The sequence below is a fragment of the Streptomyces sp. NPDC007971 genome (assembly GCF_042958635.1).
In the GTDB taxonomy this organism is placed as follows: domain Bacteria; phylum Actinomycetota; class Actinomycetes; order Streptomycetales; family Streptomycetaceae; genus Streptomyces.
Genome location: NZ_JBIBJK010000009.1, coordinates 135,265 through 155,017, shown reverse-complemented (window position 1 = coordinate 155,017; position 19,753 = coordinate 135,265). Strand labels below are relative to the sequence as shown.

Sequence of the window (19,753 nt, the reverse complement as noted above, 5' to 3'; positions counted from 1 at the left end):
CCGAGACCGTCCCGGGACCCGGGTAGGGCCGATCGGCCCTACCCGGCCCGCGCGCACGCGCAGACGATGGCCAGATGGTCACCGACGACGGCTTCCGCGCACTCGACAGGCAGGCGTGTCTGCACCTGCTGGCCAGGGTGCCGGTGGGCCGCGTCGTCTACACCAGGCAGGCACTGCCCGCGGTGCTCCCGGTGAACTTCTGCCTCGACACGGACTCCTCGGTGCTCGTGCGCACCTCGGCCGGTTCGGATCTGGTGCGGGCCGTCGACGGTGCCGTCGTCGCCTTCGAGGCGGACGCGTTCGACGCGACGGCCCGCTCCGGCTGGAGCGTCGTCGTCACCGGCCGGGCCCTGCTCGTGACCGACCCGGCCGAGCACGAACGGCTGTCGCACAGCGGTCCCACGTCGTGGAGGCCCCTCGGGAACGGCGTCTTCCTGCGGATCGAGCCCGCCGTGATCACCGGTCGGGAACTGGCGGGCGTCCACGGCGGCTGAGGCGCATCAGCCCCCTGTCACGGCGCGGCACGACGGGGCGGGGCACACCCCCTGGCGGGCGAGGCACGTCGGGCGGGGCAGGGCACAGGCGGGCGGGGCAGGGCACGGCGGGCGGGGCGGGGCAGGGTACGGCGGGCGGGGCGGGGCACAGCAGGGAACTACTCGCCGGGAGCAAGGGTGCGCGCCACGACCCGTGCCGCCTCGGCGAGCAGCGCGTCGTCCACGGGAGCGTCCTTGGCTTCCTTGGAGGACAGCACGGCCAGCAGGACCGGTGTGTTCCGGGTCGTCCAGGCGACGCCGACGTCGTTGGCGGTCGCGTAGTCGCCCGTACCGGTCTTGTCACCCAGGACCCAGCCCCGCGGCAGACCGGCGCCGAACCGTTTGGCGCTCGTGGTGTTGCCCTTCAGCCAGGTGACGAGCTGCTCACGGTCGCCTCCGTGCAGGGCCCGCCCCAGCGTCAACTGCTCGAAGCTGCGGCCGATCGCCTCCGGGGTCGTCGTGTCGCGCAGGTCGCCGGGGACGGCGGTGTTCAGCTCGGGCTCCCACCGGTCGAGGCGGGTCACCCGGTCGCCGAGCGACCGGAAGAACCGGGTCAGACCGTCCGGGCCGCCGATCTCGCGCAGCAGGAGGTTGCCGGCCGCGTTGTCGCTGTACCGGATCGCGGCCGCACACAGGTCTCCCACCGGCATACCGGTGGCAAGGTGCTCCTCGGTCCTCGGCGAGTTCGCCAGGATGTCCCTCGGCGGGTAGTGGACGACCCTGTCCAGCGGTGCGCTGTCGCCGTGGTCGCGCAGGACGGCCGCGGCCGCGAAGGCCTTGAAGGTCGAGCACATCGCGAACCGCTCCCCCGCACGGTGCGTGAGGGTCCGGCCGGTGCGCACGTTCCTGGCGTACACGCCGAGCCGCGCGCCGTAGCGCTGCTCCAGCTCGTTCAACTCGGTGGACGGTTCCGGCGCGCCGGATCCCGGGGCCGCCGACGCGGCCGGCGCAGCGGCGGCGGAGGCGAGGGCGGATCCGGTGGTGAGGGCGAGACCGGCCTGGATCAGGCGGCGGCGCGGCAGCGGAGTGGCACTGGTCATGTGCAGGTTTCTCCCAGGTCGTGCGTCGTCGGCTTGGTGGATCTTCGACGAGGACAGCGAAACAGCCGCACTCCGCTCATGTCCAAGAGTGAACTTTGAAGGCGCCATAACTTATTGATATGGGAAGTCGCCCCTTCGGCCTGCGGAAACACCGGATCACGCCGCCTGAGTCAGCGCCAAGCCAGTACGGTGCCGGGTCAGCGCGAGAGCCGAGATGCCGGAGATGTTTCAAAGGCTGTGGCCCTATGGCCTGGCCCCGGACGGTACGCCGACGCCCCGATGGCAATAGTCCACGCGCTACCGGGCGGAGCGGCGCTGACGATTGATCGAACCGGAGCTGACGACTGCCGCCGCCCACACCGGCACGCCTTCCGGTCCACCTGCCATGGTGCAGCTTCCTGAACCGCCCCTACCAGGTCGATCAACGCCGCGGGGCAACCGACGAGAACCCCCTCACGACGTACAGCGTCGTCCGCCGGGCGGGGGCTGGCGCGTCCGGCCCGCGAGCATGTCAGCGAGACGACGCGGCAGCTGATCGGGGCCTTCGGGGACACGCCGGTCATAGTCCTGGGCCGCCGCAGTGACGTGCTGGCGTGGAACCGCACCGGTCACACGCTGTTCGCCGGGCACCTCGACCCTCAGAGCACCGAGCATCCGGCTCAGCGGCCGAACACTGCGCGCCTGATCTTCCGTGACGCCCACATCCGCGACTTGTACGAGGACTGGCGGAGAAAGGCGCGGGACGTGGTGGGACGGCTACGGATGGCCGTCGGCCGGCACCCCGACGATCCGCTGCTGGCCGCGCTGAGGTGAACTGGTGATGCACAGCCCGGAGTTCACGGCCATGTGGTCCGAGCACAAGGTTCGGGCCTGGGACGTCGCGATACCCACCGCGGCCTCGCCCGAACAGGCTCGTCCGGCGCGCGCGAGGTCCGCCTCCTAGCGGCCCGATCCACGTCCGGTGACATCGCCGGCTTCCACCGACACCCGCCACAGACGCCGACTACGGGCTTGCCGACCACCCCGCCAAGGCCGGCACCTTCCACGTCGCCGGAGCCGCCGGCTATCCGATCACGGGCGGGAACCGAAAGTGGTACGCAGACCTGGCCGCGCTCGCGACGACGGAGCGCTCAGACCACCCATTGTCCTTGGCGATGCCGAGGCGGGCCAGGGCATGGGCCGTCGAGCCGGGCGGGAAGTCATCGGCTGCCGGCCGGTCGGGATCCTCGCCGTGTTCCAGCAGGGCCAGCTGGGTGGCCCTGCGGAAGGCTCGCTGGCCGGGACGCAGTCGCGAGGACAGATGGAGCGTGCGGCTTCTCCCGTCGAAGTGATGCAGTCGGTCGCCCGGCTCGGCAGCCAGACGGATGCCGTGCACGTCTCGCGGTGAGGGCGCCTGTGACCTCACCCGGCCGAATGCCGATCTCCTCGGCCAGCCGCTTGCCCGGCGCTTCGATGCGCCTGAAGGCGCCAGAACAGGGTGTCGAGGGACGGGAAACGGCCGCGTGCATTCAGTGTCCGGGGAGGGGAAGGTGAGACCCTGTTGCCTCGATGGCGACAGAGACCAGGAGGTTTGGACATTGGCGCCAACCGGTCGCTGTGGGGCTTGGGTCAAGCATCCGCGGCACGAGCGCCGCGGTGAGGCCCGGCTACCCGCCGTACTGGCGACGCTCGTCGCGATCTGTCTCTACTTGTTCCTGCCGCAGCAACTCCTGGTTGCCCCACGCTATGTACTGCCTGGGCTGGAGCTACTGCTTCTGATTCCGGTGGTCGCGATCAACCCCAGGCGCCTCACCCGGCAGACCCGGACCTTCCGCGTGCTCTCTCTCACGCTCGTGCTCGTCATCGCGGTGAGCAATCTGACCGCCCTGGGATTCCTCATCCACCAGCTGGTCTACGCCGATGTCAAGGACGGCCGGTCGCTCATGGTCGCGGCGCTACAGGTCTGGCTGACCAACATCATTGTGTTCGGTCTCGCCTTCTGGGAGTTGGACCGTGGTGGACCTGTCCTGCGCACCCAGCTGCCACGCACCGACTTGCCGCTGGCCGACTTCCGCTTCTCCCAGGACGAGAACGAGGGCACGGTCCAGGAGGTGGCCGACGGCTCCAGCGGTACGTCCGACTGGGTGCCGACCCTGGTCGACTACCTGTACGTCTCCGTGACCAACTCCACCGCATTCAGTCCCACCGACACGATGCCGCTGTCCAGCCGCGCGAAGCTGCTGATGAGTGTGGAGAGCATCTCGGCCCTGCTGACTTCTCTCCTGGTCATTGCGCGCGCGGTGAGCATCCTCCACTAATGGTCGCCTGAGTGCTCGCGCGTGCGCGCCGGACACGAACCGGCGACGTCACACGGGGCCCAGACAGCGAACGTAACGACGGTGAAAGCAGGCCACCAGTCTCCCATCAGGCCAGAGGAACTCGCGGCAATGAGGCGAGAGAATGGCCCGGGTCGTCGAAGACTGCGCCCCGGCGCCGCCCTCCTCAACGTCTCTACGGGGAATGCCGCCGCAGAGCGGTGCCGGCGCGGGTCGCTGCCGGGGACCGGGACGCTTCACCCGGTTGCTCGTCGGATGGGGCCGACGCACCAGGCCGCTTGAGCCCTGCGCCCTCTTGTGGCAGGAAGCCGCGGCCGTTGAGAAGGTGCCGGAAAGAGACTCTCCGGGTTGCTGTCACCGCTGCGTGCGTTGGTCCGTCAGTGCAGTGAAGCCGCCGATCGGGCCGATGTGAAGGAGTGCAGTCATGACGGACACCTCGATCTCCCGGATGCCGAACCCTGCCGAGTTCGTGCCCGAGCCGAACGACATCAGAGCGGCTCTGTTCATGCGGCCCGCGGTGTCGTACCGGGTCAGCAGCAGCGGGTGGATGCAGGCAGGGGTGTGCCCCCGGCCGTGGAAACCGCTGGTGCTCAGTAGGCGTCCGACCGGGTGGACCACACGCAGGTCCACGGACCGTCACTCCGGAGTGGGGCAATGTCTGCTGGACGGGCCGGACCCGGCCCTGACACGACCCAGCGAGAGGCGGATACGCGATGGGGCATGGCGGAAATGTGCTCGAGGAGCTGATGGCCGACCACCGGGAGGTCGAGGAGTTCTTCGGCCGGATCGAAGCTATGACCAGGGGGCAGGAGCTGCGTGATGTCGTGGACGAGGTCACCATCGAGCTGGTGCGTCACTCGGTCGCGGAGGAGGAGTACCTGTATCCGGCGGTGCGCGAGTACCTCGAAGGCGGTGACCGGCTCGCGGACAAGGAGATCGCGGATCACGGCCGGGTCGAGCAGCTCCTGAAGCAGTTGGAGAAGACGCACGCCGACGACTCCCAGATGATGTTGCTGCTACAGCAGCTCATGGACGAGGTGACCGCCCACGTCCAGGACGAGGAGAACAACCTCTTCCCCATGCTGCGCCAGGCGTGTTCCCCCGAGGCGCTCGACGAGCTCGGGGACAAGGTCCGCCGGGCCAAGGCCATGGCCCCGACCCGTCCGCACCCCTCCGCCCCCGACACCCCGCCCGCGAACAAGCTCCTCGCCCCGGGCGTCGGCCTGGTGGACCGGGCCCGCGACTTCATCACCGGCCGCGGCAGGTCCTGACCCCGCACCGCCGCGCGCGGGCGGGACGGGCTCCGGGGCGGACCGCACTCGTTCGGTCCGCCCCGGAGCCGATGCGGTTTTCCCTCTTTCCAGATCGGCTGCCAACGCTGGTGCGCCACGAGGGGGGCGGCACGGTTCGGCGAAACAGCTACGCGGGAGCGATCGGCTTGACGCTGGCGACACCCGTCTCCGGCTTCCTCTCGAGGAGTAAGCGTCGAGAGTTGTGGATCGCTGGACTTTGACGTTTCGGGCTGAGTTGCGATCGGGGCTACTGGTGGCGCAGGGTGGAACAAGCTGAGCTGGGTCTCGATGGCCTTGAAGCCTGATCAGGCGCCGCTGAGCCGGAAGCGATCAGGCCGTGACTGGCTGTGCCTCCTGGGCAGCCCGCGCGTCCTAGGCGTTCAGGACGGCATTGTTGTTCTCCTCGGACCAGGCGCCGATCGCATGGCCTCAAGACTGTAGCCGTCTTGGTTCACCGGTGAGGGCTCCGATGCGATTGTGTGCGCTGGGGTGCCATCAGAATCCGAACCGATGAAAGGGGCGAGGTCATGAGTACCCCCGAAGAGAACGACACCCCGCAGGTTGACGAGGAGACGAGGAAGCGGTCCGCGGAGCAGCGGAACATCACCGCGCCCACCCCGCCGGACGTGCGAGCCAAGGGCAAGGACGACGACGAACCCGAGCCTCCGCCAGCCGAGACTCAAACCCCGTAAGAGTGCGGCGGGCGCTCACGGTGATGGCGCCTGCCGCTGAATGAGCGCGCCCAGCAGGGGCGCTGAACGCGCCCGGCGGCGCAACGCCCAGGCGAACCCCGGCATCAGGCACCGAGTCCAGCTGTCCTCCGGCCTGCTGCCCGTCATCTGCGCTCATGCGTCACATGCTGTGAGTGCCTGCACCCTCAGCGTTCAGTGTGGGTGTGGAGGCGGGGCCCGCGACAGACTGTCCCGATCATACGGCGCAAATCCCGCGGTCGACGGTGCAGCGTCGCCGGAGCGCGGCAACTGCGGGCCGGGGCTGCCCCGGGCGTTCGGTGTTCCGCATGCGGCTGCCGGTATCGAAGCCCAGACTGGGAAGGGGCGGAGTGATCAGAGCGGCTGCCGGCCGCTGCCGGACGAAGAAGGCACGGGTCGCCTTCGCCGCAGCGACCTACCTGGCCGGCCGCCGGTTCGGTCTGGAACCACAGCAGCTGCTGGCGGAAGGGATCGAGAGGCTTCGTGAACTTCCTCAGTTCGCCGACCTCAACGAGCAGCTGCGTGGCGAAGTCCTCGATGCCGGACGCAAGGCCATGAGCGCGGTGGCCGACCGCAAGGAAGTCCTCGGCTCCGGCGAGGAAGACCACCGCAAGGAAGACCACTGCCCGGAAGACGGCGCCGAAAAGGCGGGCGACAAGCTGGGGGAGATCACCGAAGGACTCACCGGCGTCGTGGAGAACGGCGGCGTACTCCCCAAAGCAGGTCTGAGGATGCTTCAAGGTGACTCACCGAAGTTCAGCAGCTTCACCAAGGGCGTCCGCAGCGTGTCGAAGGGAAAGGACACCGAGAGCGACTGGAAGGTCAAGGTAGGCCCGTCGACCCGCGGTTGGAAAGCCACGGTCCAGGAACAGGTGCCGGACGAGCGCATCGCGTGGACCTCTGAGGGCGCCAAGGGCACCACACGCGGCTGCGTCAGCTTCCACGAGTTGACCCCGACCCTGACGCGCATCGTGCTCGTGGTCGAGTACTACCCCTCGGGGCTCTTCGAAAAGACCGGCAACATCTGGCGAGCCCAAGGGCGTCGGCTGCGACTGGACTTCAAGCACTTCCAGCGCTACGTCACCCTGACCGACGAGGAACCGGAAGGCTGGCGCGGCGAAATCCGTGACGGCAAAGTGGTCCGCACCCACGAGGAGGCCATCGAGGAGGAGGAAGAAGAAGCCGAGGACACCTCTGCCGACGACGAGTACACCGATGAGGAAGAGACAGAGGACTACCCCGAAGAGGAGGAAGAGGAAGACGAGGAAGGCGAATACGACGAAGAGGAAGACGAGGAGGCCGAGGAAGACGAGGGTGAAGAGGCGCGCCGGTGATCTTCAACGCACGTAAAGCGTGCGCCTGGCGCTGGCACCTGGCCCGTTGAGGCGAAGAGGGCTACTCCTTGTGACCAGTGCGCGGTCGGTGAGCTCTTGAACGACACAAAATATGGTTGCCCTCGTCAAGCGAAAGCACGCACACCATGTCTGCGCGTGATCCGACATCCCGGCCGATCACACCGCTGACGGTTCGAGGGGCCGTCGCCGCACGGCGCTCATGCCGCGTCGTACTGGGCGGCGATGCGGGTCACCGTGACGGTGACGGTGACCGGCTCCGTGGCGGGGAGGTGAGAGATGACGGCGGTCCGCACCCGGTCGTGGACGTTGCGGGCGATGTCCAGTGCCCGTCGGCCCTCGGCCAGGACACAGCGCACCTCGATGTGCCATCCCGAACCGTCCGGCGCCCGGTCGGCGCGGATGCCCGCCTCGGGCGGCGTGCGGTGAGGCGTGGTGTCCGTCCGGGTGGGCGCGGCTGTCGCGAGGCGGTGGGCGAGGCGGGGTTGCAGGCCGGCCACGCCGGGAACCGCGAGGGCTGCCTCGGCCGCGACGCCACGGAGTGTGCCCGTGCCGACGGTGGTCATCACGTACCCCCACCGGTCGGGAGGCCGGGGCCGAGGGGCGGCGGCCACGGTTCCAGTACGTCGACCACGGTGATGTCGACGGCCGTCACCGCCAGACCCAGGTCCTGTCCGGCCGAGTGGAAGACCGATCGGCGTACGTGATGGACGCGCTCGGGCAGCGGGCGGTCGAGGGCGGCGGCCAGGGTCATGGTCACCCGCACGTCGGTGCCCTCGCCCGCAGGTGTGAGCCGGCAGGTCGCGGCCCTGGCACCGGGGACTGTGTCCGCGGCCTGCCGCAGTACCTTCGCCGCGGTGCACTCGGCGATCCGCAGGTCCCGGTCCGGGTCGGCCAGGGGCAGCAGCCGCCCGAGCCGTACCTCTGCCCTGACGATGTTCATGACGCGGTCGGCGAGTGAGTGGAGGCCGGAAGTGTCCTCGGCGCGCAGCGCCCGGGTAGCCGCGTTCACCGCGGCCAGTCCCTCGACGGCCTCGCGGCAGTAAGGGCAGGACGCTGTGTGCGGGTCCGCCGTCGGTGCCTCGTCCTGCGCCTGTTCCCAGACCCGGCTGAGCAGTCGGCCGCAGGGCAGGACCTCATCACCCGCGAACAGGGGCACGTCGGCGGCGGCCGGGCCGGGGCTGGACCCGTCGGCTCCGGGCGGTTCGGGAGGTCGCGTGTGCGGGTGGTCTAGCGCCATGGGCCCATCGCCTCCTGCAGGGACCGGCGCGCCCTGAACAGTCTGCCGCGCACCGTCGGCTCGCTGGTCCGCGTCACCTGGGCTATCTCCTTGTAGGGCAGCCCCTGCACTTCCCTCAGGATCCAGCAGACCCGTTGCCCGTCGTCCAGCTCGGCGAGCGCGCGGGTCAGGGCGGCGGTGGCCGCGTCCTGCTCGGCGGACCGGGCGGGCTGGCTCCAGGCGTTTCCCGCCGCGGGTTCGACGACGGTGTTCAGGGAGAGGGGCGGCGGCCGGCGCCGGCGCATGGTCAGACAGCGGTTGACGGTGATCCGGTACATCCAGGTACGGAACTCCGCGCTGTGGCGGTATTCCGGCAGACGCCGCCAGGCGCTGACGAAGGCGTCCTGAACGGCTTCTTCGGCGTCCTGGGGGTTGCCGAGCATGCAGCGGGCCAAGGCAAGGAGTGGCCGGCCGTGCCGTCGGACGAGAACGGCGAAAGAGTCCTCGTCGCCCTCGGCCGCCCGTACAGCCAGCAGCCGGTCCGGCACGTCGCATTCCGGTAGATCGCGTTCCGGTAGATCGCGTTCCGGCGGTGGGAAAGCAGTGCGTTCGATCATGGCGCTCCCCGCGCAAGGCTCGGACCGTCCGGGTACCCGATGGGCAATACGTGATGCATGTCACATTCGATGCGCGTGAGGAATGCTCCGCCTGATATGTCCAACCTTTTGACGGGCACCGCACCGGCGCCCGACCGACCGATCGAGGCGACCGCCATGACGGACAACATCACCAGTGTCGGCGGGGGCAGTCGGCCCGAGGCGGGCGTGAGCGCGTTGAAGGGCCGTACCGGGGCCGGGGCTCCGGCAGAGACTCGGGGAAGGACCACGATCGCGGACGGGGTGGTGGCCAAGATCGCGGGCATGGCTGCCCGTGAGGTACCGGGCATCTACAACCTGGGAGCAGGGATGGCCCGCGCCTTCGGCGCCATGCGGGAACGCGTCCCCGGCACGGGCGGAGGCGGGGCCGTCACGCGGGGGGTGAAGGTCGAGGTCGGCGAGCGGCAGGCCGCCGTGGACCTGGACGTCGTCGTCGAGTACGGCGTCTCCATCGTCGATGTCGCCGGCGGCGTACGCACCAATGTCATCAGCGCCGTTGAGCGGATGACGGGACTGGAGGTCGTCGAGGTGAACATCGCCGTCGACGACGTCCACCTCCCCGACGACGAGGAGGGGCAGAACGAACCGAACGAGGGCCGCGTGCGGTGACCGCTGCCGTGACCACCGCCGTGCCCTCGGGCCGGAGCGGGTGATCACGGCGGGAGGCCGCTCGCGAGACGGGTGAGTGCATGATGAACACAGCGACGGCGGGCCTCGCGGCCGGTATGGCCCTGGGCTTCGCCGCTTACTTCGGCGGCTTCTGGGCATTCCTGCTCGTTCTCGTCCTGGGCGCGGTGGGGCTGATCGTCGGCCTCGTCGTGCAGGGCGACCTCGAACTCCCTGCGCGGAGACAGCGATGAACACCCGGCCCGGCTCCCCCGACGACCGGGCGAGCCCGCCGGCACCGGCTGCCGGCCTGCCGCCCCCGGCCGAGCGCGGCGCCACCGTCATCCCGGACAGGGTGGTCGCCCGTATCGCCGCCCGGGCCGCGCGTACGGCCCAGTCCCGGCGCGCCGCCCTACCGCCCGACCGGGACGGGCCAACGGCACCCCACGCCTCTGCCGCTGTCCGTACCGGATCGGTGCGCCTGCACCTGACCATGGACCTGCCCTACCCCTCCGATATCCCCCGGGTCTGCGAGCGGATCCAGCGCGACGTCGCCGAACGGGTGGCTCAGCTGACCGGCTTGCGGGTGGGAGAGGTCACCCTCACGGTCCGACGGCTGGCGACCACCGCCGACGCGAACCGGGGACGGGTCCGGTGAGCCGCCGCGCGGCCGGGGCCGCCGGTCACACCACGCAAGAAGGAGGACCGGAATGACACCCGACCCGGACCCTCCCACCCGCAGCTCCGCACCCTCCGCGCGCCCTGCCACCGTGCCGCTGGCGACGGAGCCCGAGGAGCCGGCAGAGCACGGTCCGCCCGAACACGACGCGCCCCCACCGGACTTGACGGCCGGTGAGCACGGCGGCGGGCACCGGACACACCGCCCGTGGTCCGCGCGCCGCCTTCCAGCCGCACTGGTCGCCTTGGTGGTTCTCGTGGGGGCGGGCGCGGCGCTGATCGACGTCGTTGCCGTACGGGCGGGACGCCCTGCGGCAGCCTGGCGCCGGCACCTGGCCGACGAACTGGCCACACGCCCCGTGGACGACGTGTGGATGCTCACGGGAGCCGCCGTGGCCGCCGCCGTCGGCATCTGGTTGATCGTGCTGGCCCTCACCCCCGGCCTACGCCACTGGCTGCCCCTGCGCTCCCCCGCGCCCGGGCTGCGGGCCTCCCTGGACCGAGACGGTGCCGCCGATCTGCTGCGCGACACCGCCATGCGGGTAGCCGGAGTCAGTAAGGCCCGCATCCGGGTGCGCCGCCACCGCGTCAAAGCCCGCGCGGACGTCCGCTTCCGCGACCCCCACCAGGTGAAGGACGACCTCACCACCGCCCTTGACCACGAGCGCGACCAGCTCGCCCTCGCCCGCCCTCCCCGCATCGTCGTACGGGTACGGCAACGCACCCACTGACCGAAACCCCCCGGACCGGAGCACGCACCATGACGCCGCGACCCGTACTCAACCGCAGTCTGCTGGCCCTCGCCGGACTGGTACTGCTCGGCGGCGGTCTGCTGATCCTCTTCGCCGGACTCGACATCTACCGGCGACACGATCTGGTCCCGCCCACCGGCTGGCCCCTGACCACCCCGGACGACGTCCTGCTCGGCTCCGCCGACCGGGCCCGCTGGAGCAGTCAGGGCTGGTGGTGGTGGCCCGCGGTCATCGCCGCCCTCGCCCTCGTCGTCCTGCTCGCCCTGTGGTGGTTGCTCGCCCAACTACGCCGACGCCACCCCGGTGCACTGCCCGTCGGCGGAACACCCCCGCAGCAGGGCGTCGAACTGCGCGACGGCGCGCTCAGCGACGCGATAGCGACCGAAGCCGGTGCCCTGCCGGCGGTCGAGCACGCCGCCGTACGCATCACCGGCCGCCCTGCCCACCCCCGCACCCGCGTCGCCCTCACTCTCACCCCTCAGGCATCCCCCGGCACCGTCCTCGGTGTCCTGTGCGAGGGCCCGCTCCGAACCGCCTGTCGGTCGACCGGCACCCCTGGCATGCCCACCGAGGTCCGCCTGCAGGTTGCCGGCCACAAACCGCACCGCGCGGAGTAAGGAGGAGACCGACCGTCCCCGAGTCCACCGCCCTTGCGCTCTCTCGCAGTTCACAGGGACGCGGGCACCACTCCCCAAGGGAGAGATCATGATCGTCCTCGGCATCATTCTGCTCGTCGTCGGCTTCCTCACCGGGATATCCATCCTGTGGACCATCGGGATCATCCTGCTGGTCGTCGGCGCCATCCTGTGGATCCTCGGCTCGATGGGACACGCCGTCGCCGGCCGACGCCACTACTGGTGACCAACCCGCGCGGCCCGCCGCCACCGATCCCCCGGGACCGCCGGCAGGCCGCGGACGCCTGCGCCGCAGCGAGGCGCTGCGGAAAACGCGGCAGTCACCGGGCGGCACACCGGAGCACGCACACCGGGGCAGCGGCCTGCTCCGCCGAACTGCGCCTGCGTATCCTGTCGGCGCAGCGCCGGTCCACGCAGAAGGTACTGGACACCGCGCGGGCCGCCGCCGAGCAGGCCCGACGCGACGCGGAGCGCCTGGAGCACGAGGCCCAGGCCGATCTCGACCGATCTTCCCGTGGCCGACCATGTCGAGATCAGCGCCCTGTATCAACCGGCCGCGAACGAGAACATGATCGGCGGAGACTGGTACGACGCCTACCACCTGCCGTCCGCTCCGTCCGGCGGACCACCCTCTCTCATGATCACGGTGGGCGACATCACCGACCACGACATGCACGCCGCAACCGTGATGGGGCAGGTCCGCAGCATGTTGAGACAGGCCACCCTCGATCATCCGCCCTACAGCCCCGCCAGAGCTGTGGCCGCCCTCGAAGTGGCGTGCTCCATCCTGACCATCGAGGCCGGCGGCACGCTGGTCCATGCCCGCCTCGCCCCCGTCCACGACGGTCCTCGCTGGGACCTGACCTGGTGCAACGCCGGACACCCACCGCGACTCCTGCGCCCCCCGACGCCCACGTCGCTCTCCTCACAGAGCACGACATCCTCCTGCACCAGAGCCTCGGAGGGTTCCACCGCACCGACCACCGGCGCACACTCTCCCCGGGCTCGACCCTCCTGCTCTACACCGACGGCGCGCAGGGCGGACTCGCGGTCGGCCAGGCGCTGGGCCCGCCGCCGGAGCTCGTCGTCGGTCACCTCGTCGGGGACGGGGAAGTCGGTGTGGATCTCGCCCGCGCCGAACGGCGAAGGGCGCAGCAGCAGGGATTCTTGCTGCCAAGACAGCGGGCTGAGCTTCCCTCGGCTCGCGGGTGACCCTCGGGACGCCGTACGCGCCGTTCGACTCGCCGTGGATCTCCTCGACCGCGCGCCCAGGGCCTCGTCGTCAAGGTCAACCGGATCGGCACCTCACCGAGACCCTGGCCACCGGCGCGCCACCGCCCACCGCGCCGGCGGCACCGTCGTGGTCAGGGTGCCTCGATGCCGGATCGGTCGGACTTCACCTGGGCGAGGGCCCGGTCCGCCTGGGCCAGCAGGGCGATCTCGGCCGCTACTGCCGCGGGGGCAGCCGTGACGGTGACGTGGGCGACGTCGTCCAGGCTCGGGTGGGTGCCGACACGCACCGCCCGTTCGGCGTTCCGCAGCAGATCGACGTCGTTGATGTCGTTGCCGAAGGCCACGTATTCGCTGATCCCCATGGACGCCAGGGCCTCCCACTTCGTCGTCGCCGCCGGGGCGACGTCGACGATCGCCTCGTCGAGGTGGTGGTTGACCGTCAGCCCGAGTCCGCGTCCTGCCGCGGCGAATCCGGCCATGTCGGATGCGCCGACGACAAGAAACTTCACGACCTCGCCCAGCTCGGCGACATCCACCTTGCGCGCCAGGTTGCCCTGATCGACCCGGCCCACGATCGGGTGGTCCGCGGGTCCGGTGTACGCATAGTCCCAGGGCCCGTCGGCCAGGTAAGTCGCGTTGTACCGCTCGACCACTTCCATCAGCGCGGCGAGCCCGGAAGGGCCGAAAGCAGCCCGGGCCCGCACCTGGTTGTCGATCGAGACGAGACTCCCGTTGCCGCCGATCAGCGTGGCGGCGGGGAAAGCTCCGTCAAGCACGGGCAGGAGGTCTCGAACGGGTCGCGCGGACGCGAAGACCACGTGGTGTCCGAGGCGTTCACACACACCGATCGCCGTGAGAATCCGGTCGTCAATCGTTCGCCCGTCGAAGCAAAGCGTGCCGTCGACGTCGAAAACGATGGTGCGGGCGCGGAGGTTGACCATGATCGGATCGTATCCCCCGCGTGACTGCGCACGATCGGCAATCCGGCTGAGCTCGCTCGCATGGTGCTGCCGGCGAGTGCGCGTGGGGCTCAACACCGGCCTCGCCAGTCGTGTGACAGGCCGGAGTTCTCTTTGGGCCTCGCAGACCGGCAACGCAGGAGTTCGCCGCCACCCACCTCACCGCATCCGGCCGTGCCGCCGCACTCCTGCCGATGGCCGACGCGTCCCCGGCACACCTCACCGCCGACACCGACGTCCTCCTTGTCGCGAGCACCTTCAGCGACAGCGGCGCCCCCGACAACGGCGCCGACTTCTGGCAACCTGTCTCCGGCCCGGACGCAGGGCAGCTGGAAGGGCTCCGCTGTGCGGTCCTCGTCTTCGGGGACTCCACCTACGACGACTTCTGCGGCCACGGCCGCCGCCTCGACGAACTCTTCGACGCCCTCGGCGTCACCCGCCTCCGTTCCCCGAACCGACTGCGAGCCCGACTTCGAGGAGCCGGCAAAGCAATGGCTCGGCCTCTCTCGTCGCCGAGTGGCTCGCTCCGACCGGCCTCGACCCAGACGCAGAAGTCGACCGCGGCGACGGCGCGCCCCTCCCCTCAAAGAGGCGCTTCGCACCCGCTTGGACATCGCCCGCATCTCCACCGACGTGCTCAAGTTCGCGACGGACCGCACCGGTAGCAACGACCTGAGGGCGTCTGCTCCCCCTACCTCACCCACCGCGGACGACGGCCCCGTCACGGCCATGCCATGCCATGCCATGCCATGCCATGCCAGAAACGGACCGCACAACAGATCAGCACCGGCCCAGCACGGGACGGCTTTCCTGGGGTGATGGCAGGTGCTTACAGGTCAGCACACAGTCAGCGCGGGTACTGCCAGAGCCCCGGCCCATTCGGGGGTTCTAGCGCTGTGACCTGAACATTTGCCATCCAGAACGATCGCTGCCAGGTGGACGCTACAGATAACTTATTGATATGACTGGTCGGATGGATCTCCTCGCGCACCTGGAGGCGTACGTCGCGACCGTCGACGAGGCGAGCTTCTCCCGCGCGGCCGACCGCCTCGGGATCGCCCAGCCGCTCCTCAGCCGCCGCATCAAGACACTGGAGGCCCACTTCGGGGGCCTGTTGTTCGACCGTTCACGGCGGCAGGTGGCGACGACCGAGCTGGGCATGCTCCTGCTTCCCTACGCGCAGGACGTGCTGGACCGGGCCGAACGGCTGGGGCAGGCCGCCCGGTCCGCCCGGCAGGCGCAGGTGCGCGCCGTCGGAGTGCCCGCGCACTGTGCTCCGGCCGCGCTGGCAGGCGTGATCCGTGCCGGTACCGAACACGGGATCACCCTCGGCGTACGCGAACTTCCCCCTCAGGAGCGGGTGACGGGGCTCGCCGACGGTTCGCTCACCTGCGCGCTGGTGCGTGTCGCGCCGGAGCAGGGCGCGTTCCGGGTGCCGCTCGGCCTCGCGTCCGCGCCGCCTTCCGATGCCCGGGTGCCTCAGGGCGCCGAACCCCAGGGACGATGGCGACGCGCGGTGCACCTGGAGGACCTGCGGCCACGGCGGAGCCGTGCCACGGGCGGTGAACGGGCCGCCGCACTGCCCCTGCTGATCCTGACGGAGGACGAAGTGCCCTACGCGTACGACAGGTTGGTGCGTGCCGCCGCCAGATCGGGGCTGCCGGAGGGGCTGATCCGGTCGGCCGGACCGGCGGCCACCGCGCTCGCCGAGACGCTGGCCGGCCGGTCGATGCTGCTGTGTGCCGAGCCGTTCGCGCGGCAGCACGGGGCGACGTGGACGCCGCTGGCCGATGCCTCGCTGCACCGGGGGTACGACGTGCAGGGGACGCGCCGGCAGCGGGGCGCGCAGGACGTGCCCGACTGGCTCGTCGCCTCGCTGGCGGGGGCGGCGGGCGCCACGAGCGCCGTACCGGATCCCCGGCGGACCGGGGCACCGGGCGAGGACGCCGCGGCACGGCTGGCGGCGCGCGGATGAGCGCGGAACCGGCCCACCGCCCGGCCTGCGTCGCCGGTGACGGCGCGCTCCTCGACGTCGCCGAGGCGATCGCACGCGACTGGGCGGCCCTCGGGGTCCGCGGCTCCTTCCTCGCCCGCAACATCGACTCCGGCGAGCACCTCGGCTTCGACGTCGACGAGCAGCTTCCCCTGGCCTCGGTGGTGAAGGTCCCGCTCGCCCTGGCCGTGCTGGACCGGATCGCGGCCGGGGACCTCGATCCGGCCCACCCGGTGACCGTCGACCCGGCCGGGAGCAGCGTCGGACCCACCGGACTGGCCGCGTTCCGGCATCCGGCCACCGTGGCCGTCGGGGACCTGCTCCTGCTGATGCTGTCGGTGAGCGACAACGCCGCGGCCGACGCGCTGTTCGGTCTGGTGCCGGTGGCGGAGGTCGATGCCCGCCTGCGCGCGTGGCGTTGCGACGGCATACGGGTGCGGCACCGCATGAACCACATGTACGAATGCGCCGCCGGTGCCGCCGGCAACGACTTCTCCCTCGCCCTGGAACTGGCCGTACGGGACGAGCGGGCGGGACGGCACACCATCGAGACCCTGGATCCGGCCCACGCCAACCTCGGCTCGGCCGCGGCGCTCGTGGACCTGTTGCGGCGGGTGTGGCGTGACGAGATCTCCCATCCCGGTGCGACGGCCGAACTCCGCCGCCTGATGGGGCATCAGGTCTTCACCCAGCGACTGGCCGGCGAGCTGCGTGCGGACTCCCTGCGGCTGAGCGGCAAGACGGGCACGTTCCTGCACCTGCGGCACGAGATCGGCGTGGTGGAGGCCGAGTCCGGCGACCGGGTGGCCATGGCGGCGCTCACCCGTGCCGACCGGCGGGCGGGTCTGGCGCCGGACATCGACTTCGCGATCGCGAATGGTGCACGGCAGGCGTTCGAGGCACTGCGGGGGTGAGGCGGCAGGATGCCTTGAGCCACCGCACGGAGACGGTCACCGCACGGGCGTCGGCACGGTGGGGCGAACGGACGGTCAGCCGGTATGTCGGTCCAGGGGGCGGGCGCCTCAGGAAATCGGTCGGCTCAAGGGATAGGTCCTATGGGGTGGGTCCTATGGGGTGGGTGCTATGGGATGGGTGCTATGGGATGGGAATGCCGCGTTCCCGTTCTCCTCGGCGCGGCGGCAGCCCCGGCAGCGTGGCCCGCAGGTGGGGCGGACGGGGCGCGTCCTGAGCCCGCCCGGAGCGGTGGTGCAGTCCCGCGGCGGCGGCGACGAAGTCCAGCGCGGTGAGCAGTCCCGTCAGTCGCCCGCGCGGGTCGGTGACCGGCACCGCGTCGATGTGCTCCTCCGTCATCACCGCCGCCGCGCGAAGCATCGAGTCCTCCGCATGGACCGTGACCGTACGGCGCCCGTACACGAGATCACGCACGTGCCGGCGGGACAGGGTCGACGCCGGAGCGGCACAGGCGACGGCCAGCTCGGTGCCTTCCAGCACTCCGGCACAGCAGCCGTCCTGGCGCACCACAGGCAGCTGGCGCTGGCCGGAACGCTCCATGACCTCCCAAGCCATCAGCAGGGTCTCGTCCTCGCTGATCGAGTACGGCGCCTCCTTCATCAGGGCGCCCACCGAAAGCCTCTCCTCCATGTCTGCCTCCTCCTCGCCGTCGGCCGGACCCCGGACCGTGGCGAGGCCCTTACGCAGGCCGGCCGGGGGCACGTCACGTGATCCGCCTCCTCCCGAGCACCCCAAAACGGCGCCCGGTGTCAACGGCGTCCGAGGCGTCTGCCTCCCCCCACGCTCGTCCGGACCGGGTCGCCTGTCTTGAGCTGGTGAGGCCAAGAAGGGGGGCCGTTGGTCCCTCTTCACGGACGGGCCCTCGGCCGGCCCCTCCGCACGGCCGGGCCCTCCCCTGCGGCCGAGACCAGTGCCGAGCCGACGGGTGCGGGACGCGCCTTCGAGCCCCGGCCCGTACGGCGATCAGCCCCTGCCGCCGCTCAGGTTCCGCCACTCGGGCCCGACCCGCTTCCATTCGTCGTCCCATTCGGCCAGCCGCCGCCGGACGAGCCGGGCACGGACCAGCCAGCCCGTGACCCACACGGTCGTGCCGGCGACCTGCGCCACCAGGACACCGGCGAGGACCGTCTGCAGCAGGCCCTCCGCGCGAGTGGTGGGCGCGGAGACGATCCGGCCCGTGCCGTCCGTCCACACCATGACCGGACTGCCCGCCGGTGCGCCCGGGTGGACCTTGGCCCGGTCCGTGTGCACGGTGCCGTCCTTGGCCGTCCAGCGCACGGTGGCCCACACCTGGCCGTCGTCGTATCCGCCGTCGGCCGGCGCGGCCTTCGCCGGGCCGTCGGTGACCACGGCGGACACCGCGTGCTCCTGGGCCCGCCGCGCCGAGAGGGCCGAGTCCATGGAGTGGGCCGCCGCCTGACCGGCGAACACCGCGCCCAGCAGGGCGAGGATCCAGGTGGCCAGCACGATCCAGGCTTCGACGACGTCGCTGTGCCGCTTGAGGGGGTTGGGCCGCCACCGCCACAGCCGCACCCGTGCCACCGTCGTGGGAGGTGTCCGTCTCATGGTCACCGCCTCCTCTCGCCTTCCGGGCCGAGGTCCGGGTGACGGGGCGGACCGGACGCCCCTCACCGCGCGTCCACCACGACGGTCACGGCTCGCACGAGGCAGGCGGCGAGCGGCACCAGAGCCGTTTCATGGATCCGGCCCGTAAGCGTCACTCCACCATCGTGCACCCCGATCCGGATAACCGCCGTCTCGGTCGCGGAAGGGCTGCGCACAGCCCGTCCCGTCCTGCGGGAGGGGGGACCGACGGCCCGTCGGGAGGGCCGATTGGCACTGGAGAGGAAGGGCACTCGTGCGCCACAGTGGAGACAGGAGCGGCACCGATCCCCCGCGGTGTCGCTCCGCCTTGATCCCCGAAGATGACGCCCATGATCCTCGACGCCCCTCCGGCGCCCGGACTGCGCACGCGCACGATCAGGACTCACCGGCCCGCACCCTCACGCGTCTACGGCCGGTACGATCACGAGTCCCCGGCCCGTACGATCATGACTCCTTGGCCCGTACGATCACGACCGGACAGCTCGCGTGGTGCGAGACGTGCTGGCTGACGGAACCGAGCAGGGCGCGGGCGAATCCGCCCCTCCCCCGGCGGCCGACGACGAGGACCTCGGCTCCCTCGGCCGCCCGCAGCAGGACCTCGGCGGCGTTGCCGTGGGCCAGGCGGGCCGTGACCGCTCCGGCCTCGTCGGCACCGAGCACGTCGGCCAGTTCCTGCCGCATCCGCTGCCGGGCGTCCTCCTCGTCGACGTCCATGTCCACGGCGGGCCCCGACCAGCCCTGCAGGCCCGGCAGTTCCCAGGCGGCAACCGCTTCCACGGTGCCGCCGACGAGTCCGGCGTAGCGCACGCCCCAGCGCAGGGCCTCGTACGAGGAGGGCGAGCCGTCGACACCCACCACGACCCGCCGTTCGGAGACGTCCCTGTCCATGTGTCCCACCTCTCCTGCGGCTCTCGCGCCACCCGACCCGTCGCCCCCTCGTCTCCACGCTGCGCGAGCCCTCGGCACCCCGCCACCGATGAGCCTCCGGGGGCATGACGGACGGCCACCCGTCGGCACGTGCGGGCGAAGCTCCGGCGAGTGTCCTCGGTGGCGTTGCGGTCACCTCTCATGCGGCGGGCCGCGGGTTCATGCTGGAGGAGGAGAAGAACCGTCGAGGAGTGAGTGATCATGCATGGGCGCACGGGCGACGCACGGCGGGCCGGCGGCCGGAGCGCGGCGCCGCGGGAACACCGCCGCCGGGAG

General features: G+C 71.0%; 25 protein-coding genes and 2 pseudogenes. 17 read left to right on the top strand and 10 right to left on the bottom strand.

All coding sequences use genetic code 11. The annotated features are described in order from the left end of the window. The first annotated feature begins 74 nt into the window (after positions 1–74). The gene (locus ACFZCP_RS20570) at positions 75–494 is read left to right on the top strand and encodes a pyridoxamine 5'-phosphate oxidase family protein (protein ID WP_391428566.1); all 420 of its coding nucleotides are present in this window, start codon (positions 75–77) and stop codon (positions 492–494) included. A 158-nt stretch (positions 495–652) separates the two neighbouring features. Here ACFZCP_RS20570 and bla read toward each other — a convergent pair whose 3' ends face one another. Further along, positions 653–1,573: a class A beta-lactamase gene (gene bla, locus ACFZCP_RS20565; protein ID WP_391428564.1), complete on the bottom strand. Its 921-nt coding sequence runs from the start codon at positions 1,571–1,573 to the stop codon at positions 653–655. Between the two features lie 420 nt (positions 1,574–1,993). On the opposite strand from bla, the gene ACFZCP_RS20560 reads away from it, so the two are divergent. Continuing rightward, positions 1,994–2,386, top strand: coding sequence for a hypothetical protein (locus ACFZCP_RS20560; protein ID WP_391428958.1), 393 nt, complete (start codon positions 1,994–1,996; stop codon positions 2,384–2,386). Between the two features lie 337 nt (positions 2,387–2,723). Here ACFZCP_RS20560 and ACFZCP_RS20555 read toward each other — a convergent pair. Further along, positions 2,724–3,012: pseudogene (locus tag ACFZCP_RS20555) on the bottom strand (ImmA/IrrE family metallo-endopeptidase); the annotation flags it as partial. Positions 3,013–3,387: 375 nt separating this feature from the next. On the opposite strand from ACFZCP_RS20555, the gene ACFZCP_RS20550 reads away from it, so the two are divergent. Further along, complete coding sequence (locus tag ACFZCP_RS20550; protein ID WP_391428562.1) at positions 3,388–3,870, top strand: hypothetical protein; 483 nt, start codon at positions 3,388–3,390, stop codon at positions 3,868–3,870. 372 nt (positions 3,871–4,242) lie between these two features. Here ACFZCP_RS20550 and ACFZCP_RS20545 read toward each other — a convergent pair whose 3' ends face one another. Then, positions 4,243–4,518, bottom strand: coding sequence for a hypothetical protein (locus ACFZCP_RS20545; RefSeq protein WP_391428560.1), 276 nt, complete (start codon positions 4,516–4,518; stop codon positions 4,243–4,245). 83 nt (positions 4,519–4,601) lie between these two features. Between ACFZCP_RS20545 and ACFZCP_RS20540 the strand changes: the two genes are divergently transcribed. The 3 genes from ACFZCP_RS20540 (at position 4,602) to ACFZCP_RS20530 (ending at position 7,224) form a co-directional block, all read left to right on the top strand. Continuing rightward, positions 4,602–5,159, top strand: a complete 558-nt coding sequence (locus tag ACFZCP_RS20540) for a hemerythrin domain-containing protein (RefSeq protein ID WP_391428558.1) — start codon at positions 4,602–4,604, stop codon at positions 5,157–5,159. A 548-nt stretch (positions 5,160–5,707) separates the two neighbouring features. Next, positions 5,708–5,872, top strand: a complete 165-nt coding sequence (locus tag ACFZCP_RS20535; RefSeq protein ID WP_362696150.1) for a hypothetical protein — start codon at positions 5,708–5,710, stop codon at positions 5,870–5,872. 368 nt (positions 5,873–6,240) lie between these two features. Further along, a complete protein-coding gene (locus ACFZCP_RS20530; protein WP_391428555.1) occupies positions 6,241–7,224 on the top strand; it encodes an SRPBCC family protein in 984 nt (327 codons plus the stop codon). Positions 7,225–7,442: 218 nt separating this feature from the next. Here the strand turns inward: ACFZCP_RS20530 and ACFZCP_RS20525 are convergent, their stop codons facing one another. Genes ACFZCP_RS20525 through ACFZCP_RS20515 form a run of 3 tightly spaced genes read right to left on the bottom strand, consistent with a single transcriptional unit; the run spans position 7,443 to position 9,078 of the window. Further along, positions 7,443–7,808, bottom strand: coding sequence for a hypothetical protein (locus ACFZCP_RS20525; RefSeq protein WP_391428553.1), 366 nt, complete (start codon positions 7,806–7,808; stop codon positions 7,443–7,445). Continuing rightward, positions 7,808–8,482 carry a hypothetical protein gene (locus tag ACFZCP_RS20520; protein ID WP_391428551.1) on the bottom strand — a complete coding sequence of 225 codons (675 nt, stop codon included), beginning with the start codon at positions 8,480–8,482 and terminating at the stop codon, positions 7,808–7,810. Before ACFZCP_RS20520 ends, ACFZCP_RS20525 begins: the two co-directional genes overlap by 1 nt. After that, on the bottom strand, positions 8,473–9,078 hold the full coding sequence (locus ACFZCP_RS20515; RefSeq protein WP_391428549.1) for a sigma-70 family RNA polymerase sigma factor: 606 nt from the start codon (positions 9,076–9,078) through the stop codon (positions 8,473–8,475). Before ACFZCP_RS20515 ends, ACFZCP_RS20520 begins: the two co-directional genes overlap by 10 nt. 156 nt (positions 9,079–9,234) lie before the next feature. Here ACFZCP_RS20515 and ACFZCP_RS20510 point away from each other — a divergent pair, with 156 nt between their 5' ends. From ACFZCP_RS20510 to ACFZCP_RS20475, 8 genes and pseudogenes are all read left to right on the top strand, one after another. After that, a complete protein-coding gene (locus ACFZCP_RS20510; protein ID WP_391428956.1) occupies positions 9,235–9,726 on the top strand; it encodes an Asp23/Gls24 family envelope stress response protein in 492 nt (163 codons plus the stop codon). A gap of 80 nt (positions 9,727–9,806) precedes the next feature. Further along, the gene (locus tag ACFZCP_RS20505) at positions 9,807–9,977 is read left to right on the top strand and encodes a hypothetical protein (RefSeq protein WP_391428547.1); all 171 of its coding nucleotides are present in this window, start codon (positions 9,807–9,809) and stop codon (positions 9,975–9,977) included. Beyond that, positions 9,974–10,381, top strand: coding sequence for an Asp23/Gls24 family envelope stress response protein (locus ACFZCP_RS20500; protein ID WP_391428545.1), 408 nt, complete (start codon positions 9,974–9,976; stop codon positions 10,379–10,381). The genes ACFZCP_RS20505 and ACFZCP_RS20500 overlap by 4 nt, the downstream gene beginning before the upstream one ends. A gap of 52 nt (positions 10,382–10,433) precedes the next feature. Next, positions 10,434–11,132 (top strand): DUF6286 domain-containing protein, encoded by a 699-nt coding sequence (locus tag ACFZCP_RS20495; RefSeq protein WP_391428543.1) that lies wholly within the window; start codon positions 10,434–10,436, stop codon positions 11,130–11,132. 29 nt (positions 11,133–11,161) lie between these two features. Next, positions 11,162–11,770: an alkaline shock response membrane anchor protein AmaP gene (locus ACFZCP_RS20490; protein WP_391428541.1), complete on the top strand. Its 609-nt coding sequence runs from the start codon at positions 11,162–11,164 to the stop codon at positions 11,768–11,770. Positions 11,771–11,858: 88 nt separating this feature from the next. Beyond that, entirely contained in the window at positions 11,859–12,014 is a 156-nt protein-coding gene (locus tag ACFZCP_RS20485; protein WP_391428539.1) for a DUF6131 family protein, read from the top strand. 342 nt (positions 12,015–12,356) lie between these two features. After that, positions 12,357–12,635: pseudogene (locus tag ACFZCP_RS20480) on the top strand (SpoIIE family protein phosphatase); the annotation flags it as partial. A gap of 20 nt (positions 12,636–12,655) precedes the next feature. Further along, positions 12,656–13,000 (top strand): hypothetical protein, encoded by a 345-nt coding sequence (locus ACFZCP_RS20475; protein ID WP_391428982.1) that lies wholly within the window; start codon positions 12,656–12,658, stop codon positions 12,998–13,000. 152 nt (positions 13,001–13,152) lie between these two features. Here the strand turns inward: ACFZCP_RS20475 and ACFZCP_RS20470 are convergent, their stop codons facing one another. Further along, positions 13,153–14,055 carry an HAD hydrolase family protein gene (locus ACFZCP_RS20470; protein ID WP_391428537.1) on the bottom strand — a complete coding sequence of 301 codons (903 nt, stop codon included), beginning with the start codon at positions 14,053–14,055 and terminating at the stop codon, positions 13,153–13,155. A gap of 119 nt (positions 14,056–14,174) precedes the next feature. Here ACFZCP_RS20470 and ACFZCP_RS20465 point away from each other — a divergent pair, with 119 nt between their 5' ends. The 3 genes from ACFZCP_RS20465 (at position 14,175) to ACFZCP_RS20455 (ending at position 16,887) form a co-directional block, all read left to right on the top strand. Then, on the top strand, positions 14,175–14,645 hold the full coding sequence (locus ACFZCP_RS20465; protein WP_391428535.1) for a flavodoxin domain-containing protein: 471 nt from the start codon (positions 14,175–14,177) through the stop codon (positions 14,643–14,645). 296 nt (positions 14,646–14,941) lie between these two features. Beyond that, positions 14,942–15,955, top strand: coding sequence for a LysR family transcriptional regulator (locus tag ACFZCP_RS20460; protein WP_391428533.1), 1,014 nt, complete (start codon positions 14,942–14,944; stop codon positions 15,953–15,955). Beyond that, the gene (locus tag ACFZCP_RS20455) at positions 15,952–16,887 is read left to right on the top strand and encodes a serine hydrolase (protein WP_391428531.1); all 936 of its coding nucleotides are present in this window, start codon (positions 15,952–15,954) and stop codon (positions 16,885–16,887) included. The genes ACFZCP_RS20460 and ACFZCP_RS20455 overlap by 4 nt, the downstream gene beginning before the upstream one ends. Positions 16,888–17,068: 181 nt before the next feature. Here ACFZCP_RS20455 and ACFZCP_RS20450 read toward each other — a convergent pair whose 3' ends face one another. The 3 genes from ACFZCP_RS20450 to ACFZCP_RS20440 form a co-directional block, all read right to left on the bottom strand. Beyond that, complete coding sequence (locus ACFZCP_RS20450) at positions 17,069–17,575, bottom strand: CBS domain-containing protein (RefSeq protein ID WP_391428529.1); 507 nt, start codon at positions 17,573–17,575, stop codon at positions 17,069–17,071. Positions 17,576–17,908: 333 nt separating this feature from the next. Next, entirely contained in the window at positions 17,909–18,511 is a 603-nt protein-coding gene (locus tag ACFZCP_RS20445; RefSeq protein WP_391428527.1) for a hypothetical protein, read from the bottom strand. A 483-nt stretch (positions 18,512–18,994) separates the two neighbouring features. Further along, positions 18,995–19,438, bottom strand: coding sequence for a universal stress protein (locus ACFZCP_RS20440; protein WP_391428525.1), 444 nt, complete (start codon positions 19,436–19,438; stop codon positions 18,995–18,997). Between the last annotated feature and the right edge of the window lie 315 nt (positions 19,439–19,753).

What these genes read in the sequence shown, in the direction of transcription:
- ACFZCP_RS20570 (WP_391428566.1), top strand. Translation starts at nt 75, where the DNA reads ATGGTCACCGACGACGGCTTCCGCGCACTCGACAGGCAGGCGTGTCTG.
- ACFZCP_RS20490 (WP_391428541.1), top strand. Translation starts at nt 11,162, where the DNA reads ATGACGCCGCGACCCGTACTCAACCGCAGTCTGCTGGCCCTCGCCGGA.
- ACFZCP_RS20440 (WP_391428525.1), bottom strand. Translation starts at nt 19,438, where the DNA reads ATGGACAGGGACGTCTCCGAACGGCGGGTCGTGGTGGGTGTCGACGGC.
- bla (WP_391428564.1), bottom strand. Translation starts at nt 1,573, where the DNA reads ATGACCAGTGCCACTCCGCTGCCGCGCCGCCGCCTGATCCAGGCCGGT.
- ACFZCP_RS20500 (WP_391428545.1), top strand. Translation starts at nt 9,974, where the DNA reads ATGAACACCCGGCCCGGCTCCCCCGACGACCGGGCGAGCCCGCCGGCA.
- ACFZCP_RS20525 (WP_391428553.1), bottom strand. Translation starts at nt 7,808, where the DNA reads ATGACCACCGTCGGCACGGGCACACTCCGTGGCGTCGCGGCCGAGGCA.
- ACFZCP_RS20460 (WP_391428533.1), top strand. Translation starts at nt 14,942, where the DNA reads ATGACTGGTCGGATGGATCTCCTCGCGCACCTGGAGGCGTACGTCGCG.
- ACFZCP_RS20450 (WP_391428529.1), bottom strand. Translation starts at nt 17,575, where the DNA reads ATGGAGGAGAGGCTTTCGGTGGGCGCCCTGATGAAGGAGGCGCCGTAC.
- ACFZCP_RS20445 (WP_391428527.1), bottom strand. Translation starts at nt 18,511, where the DNA reads ATGAGACGGACACCTCCCACGACGGTGGCACGGGTGCGGCTGTGGCGG.
- ACFZCP_RS20520 (WP_391428551.1), bottom strand. Translation starts at nt 8,482, where the DNA reads ATGGCGCTAGACCACCCGCACACGCGACCTCCCGAACCGCCCGGAGCC.
- ACFZCP_RS20455 (WP_391428531.1), top strand. Translation starts at nt 15,952, where the DNA reads ATGAGCGCGGAACCGGCCCACCGCCCGGCCTGCGTCGCCGGTGACGGC.
- ACFZCP_RS20515 (WP_391428549.1), bottom strand. Translation starts at nt 9,078, where the DNA reads ATGATCGAACGCACTGCTTTCCCACCGCCGGAACGCGATCTACCGGAA.
- ACFZCP_RS20505 (WP_391428547.1), top strand. Translation starts at nt 9,807, where the DNA reads ATGATGAACACAGCGACGGCGGGCCTCGCGGCCGGTATGGCCCTGGGC.
- ACFZCP_RS20465 (WP_391428535.1), top strand. Translation starts at nt 14,175, where the DNA reads ATGGCCGACGCGTCCCCGGCACACCTCACCGCCGACACCGACGTCCTC.
- ACFZCP_RS20540 (WP_391428558.1), top strand. Translation starts at nt 4,602, where the DNA reads ATGGGGCATGGCGGAAATGTGCTCGAGGAGCTGATGGCCGACCACCGG.
- ACFZCP_RS20510 (WP_391428956.1), top strand. Translation starts at nt 9,235, where the DNA reads ATGACGGACAACATCACCAGTGTCGGCGGGGGCAGTCGGCCCGAGGCG.
- ACFZCP_RS20485 (WP_391428539.1), top strand. Translation starts at nt 11,859, where the DNA reads ATGATCGTCCTCGGCATCATTCTGCTCGTCGTCGGCTTCCTCACCGGG.
- ACFZCP_RS20495 (WP_391428543.1), top strand. Translation starts at nt 10,434, where the DNA reads ATGACACCCGACCCGGACCCTCCCACCCGCAGCTCCGCACCCTCCGCG.
- ACFZCP_RS20535 (WP_362696150.1), top strand. Translation starts at nt 5,708, where the DNA reads ATGAGTACCCCCGAAGAGAACGACACCCCGCAGGTTGACGAGGAGACG.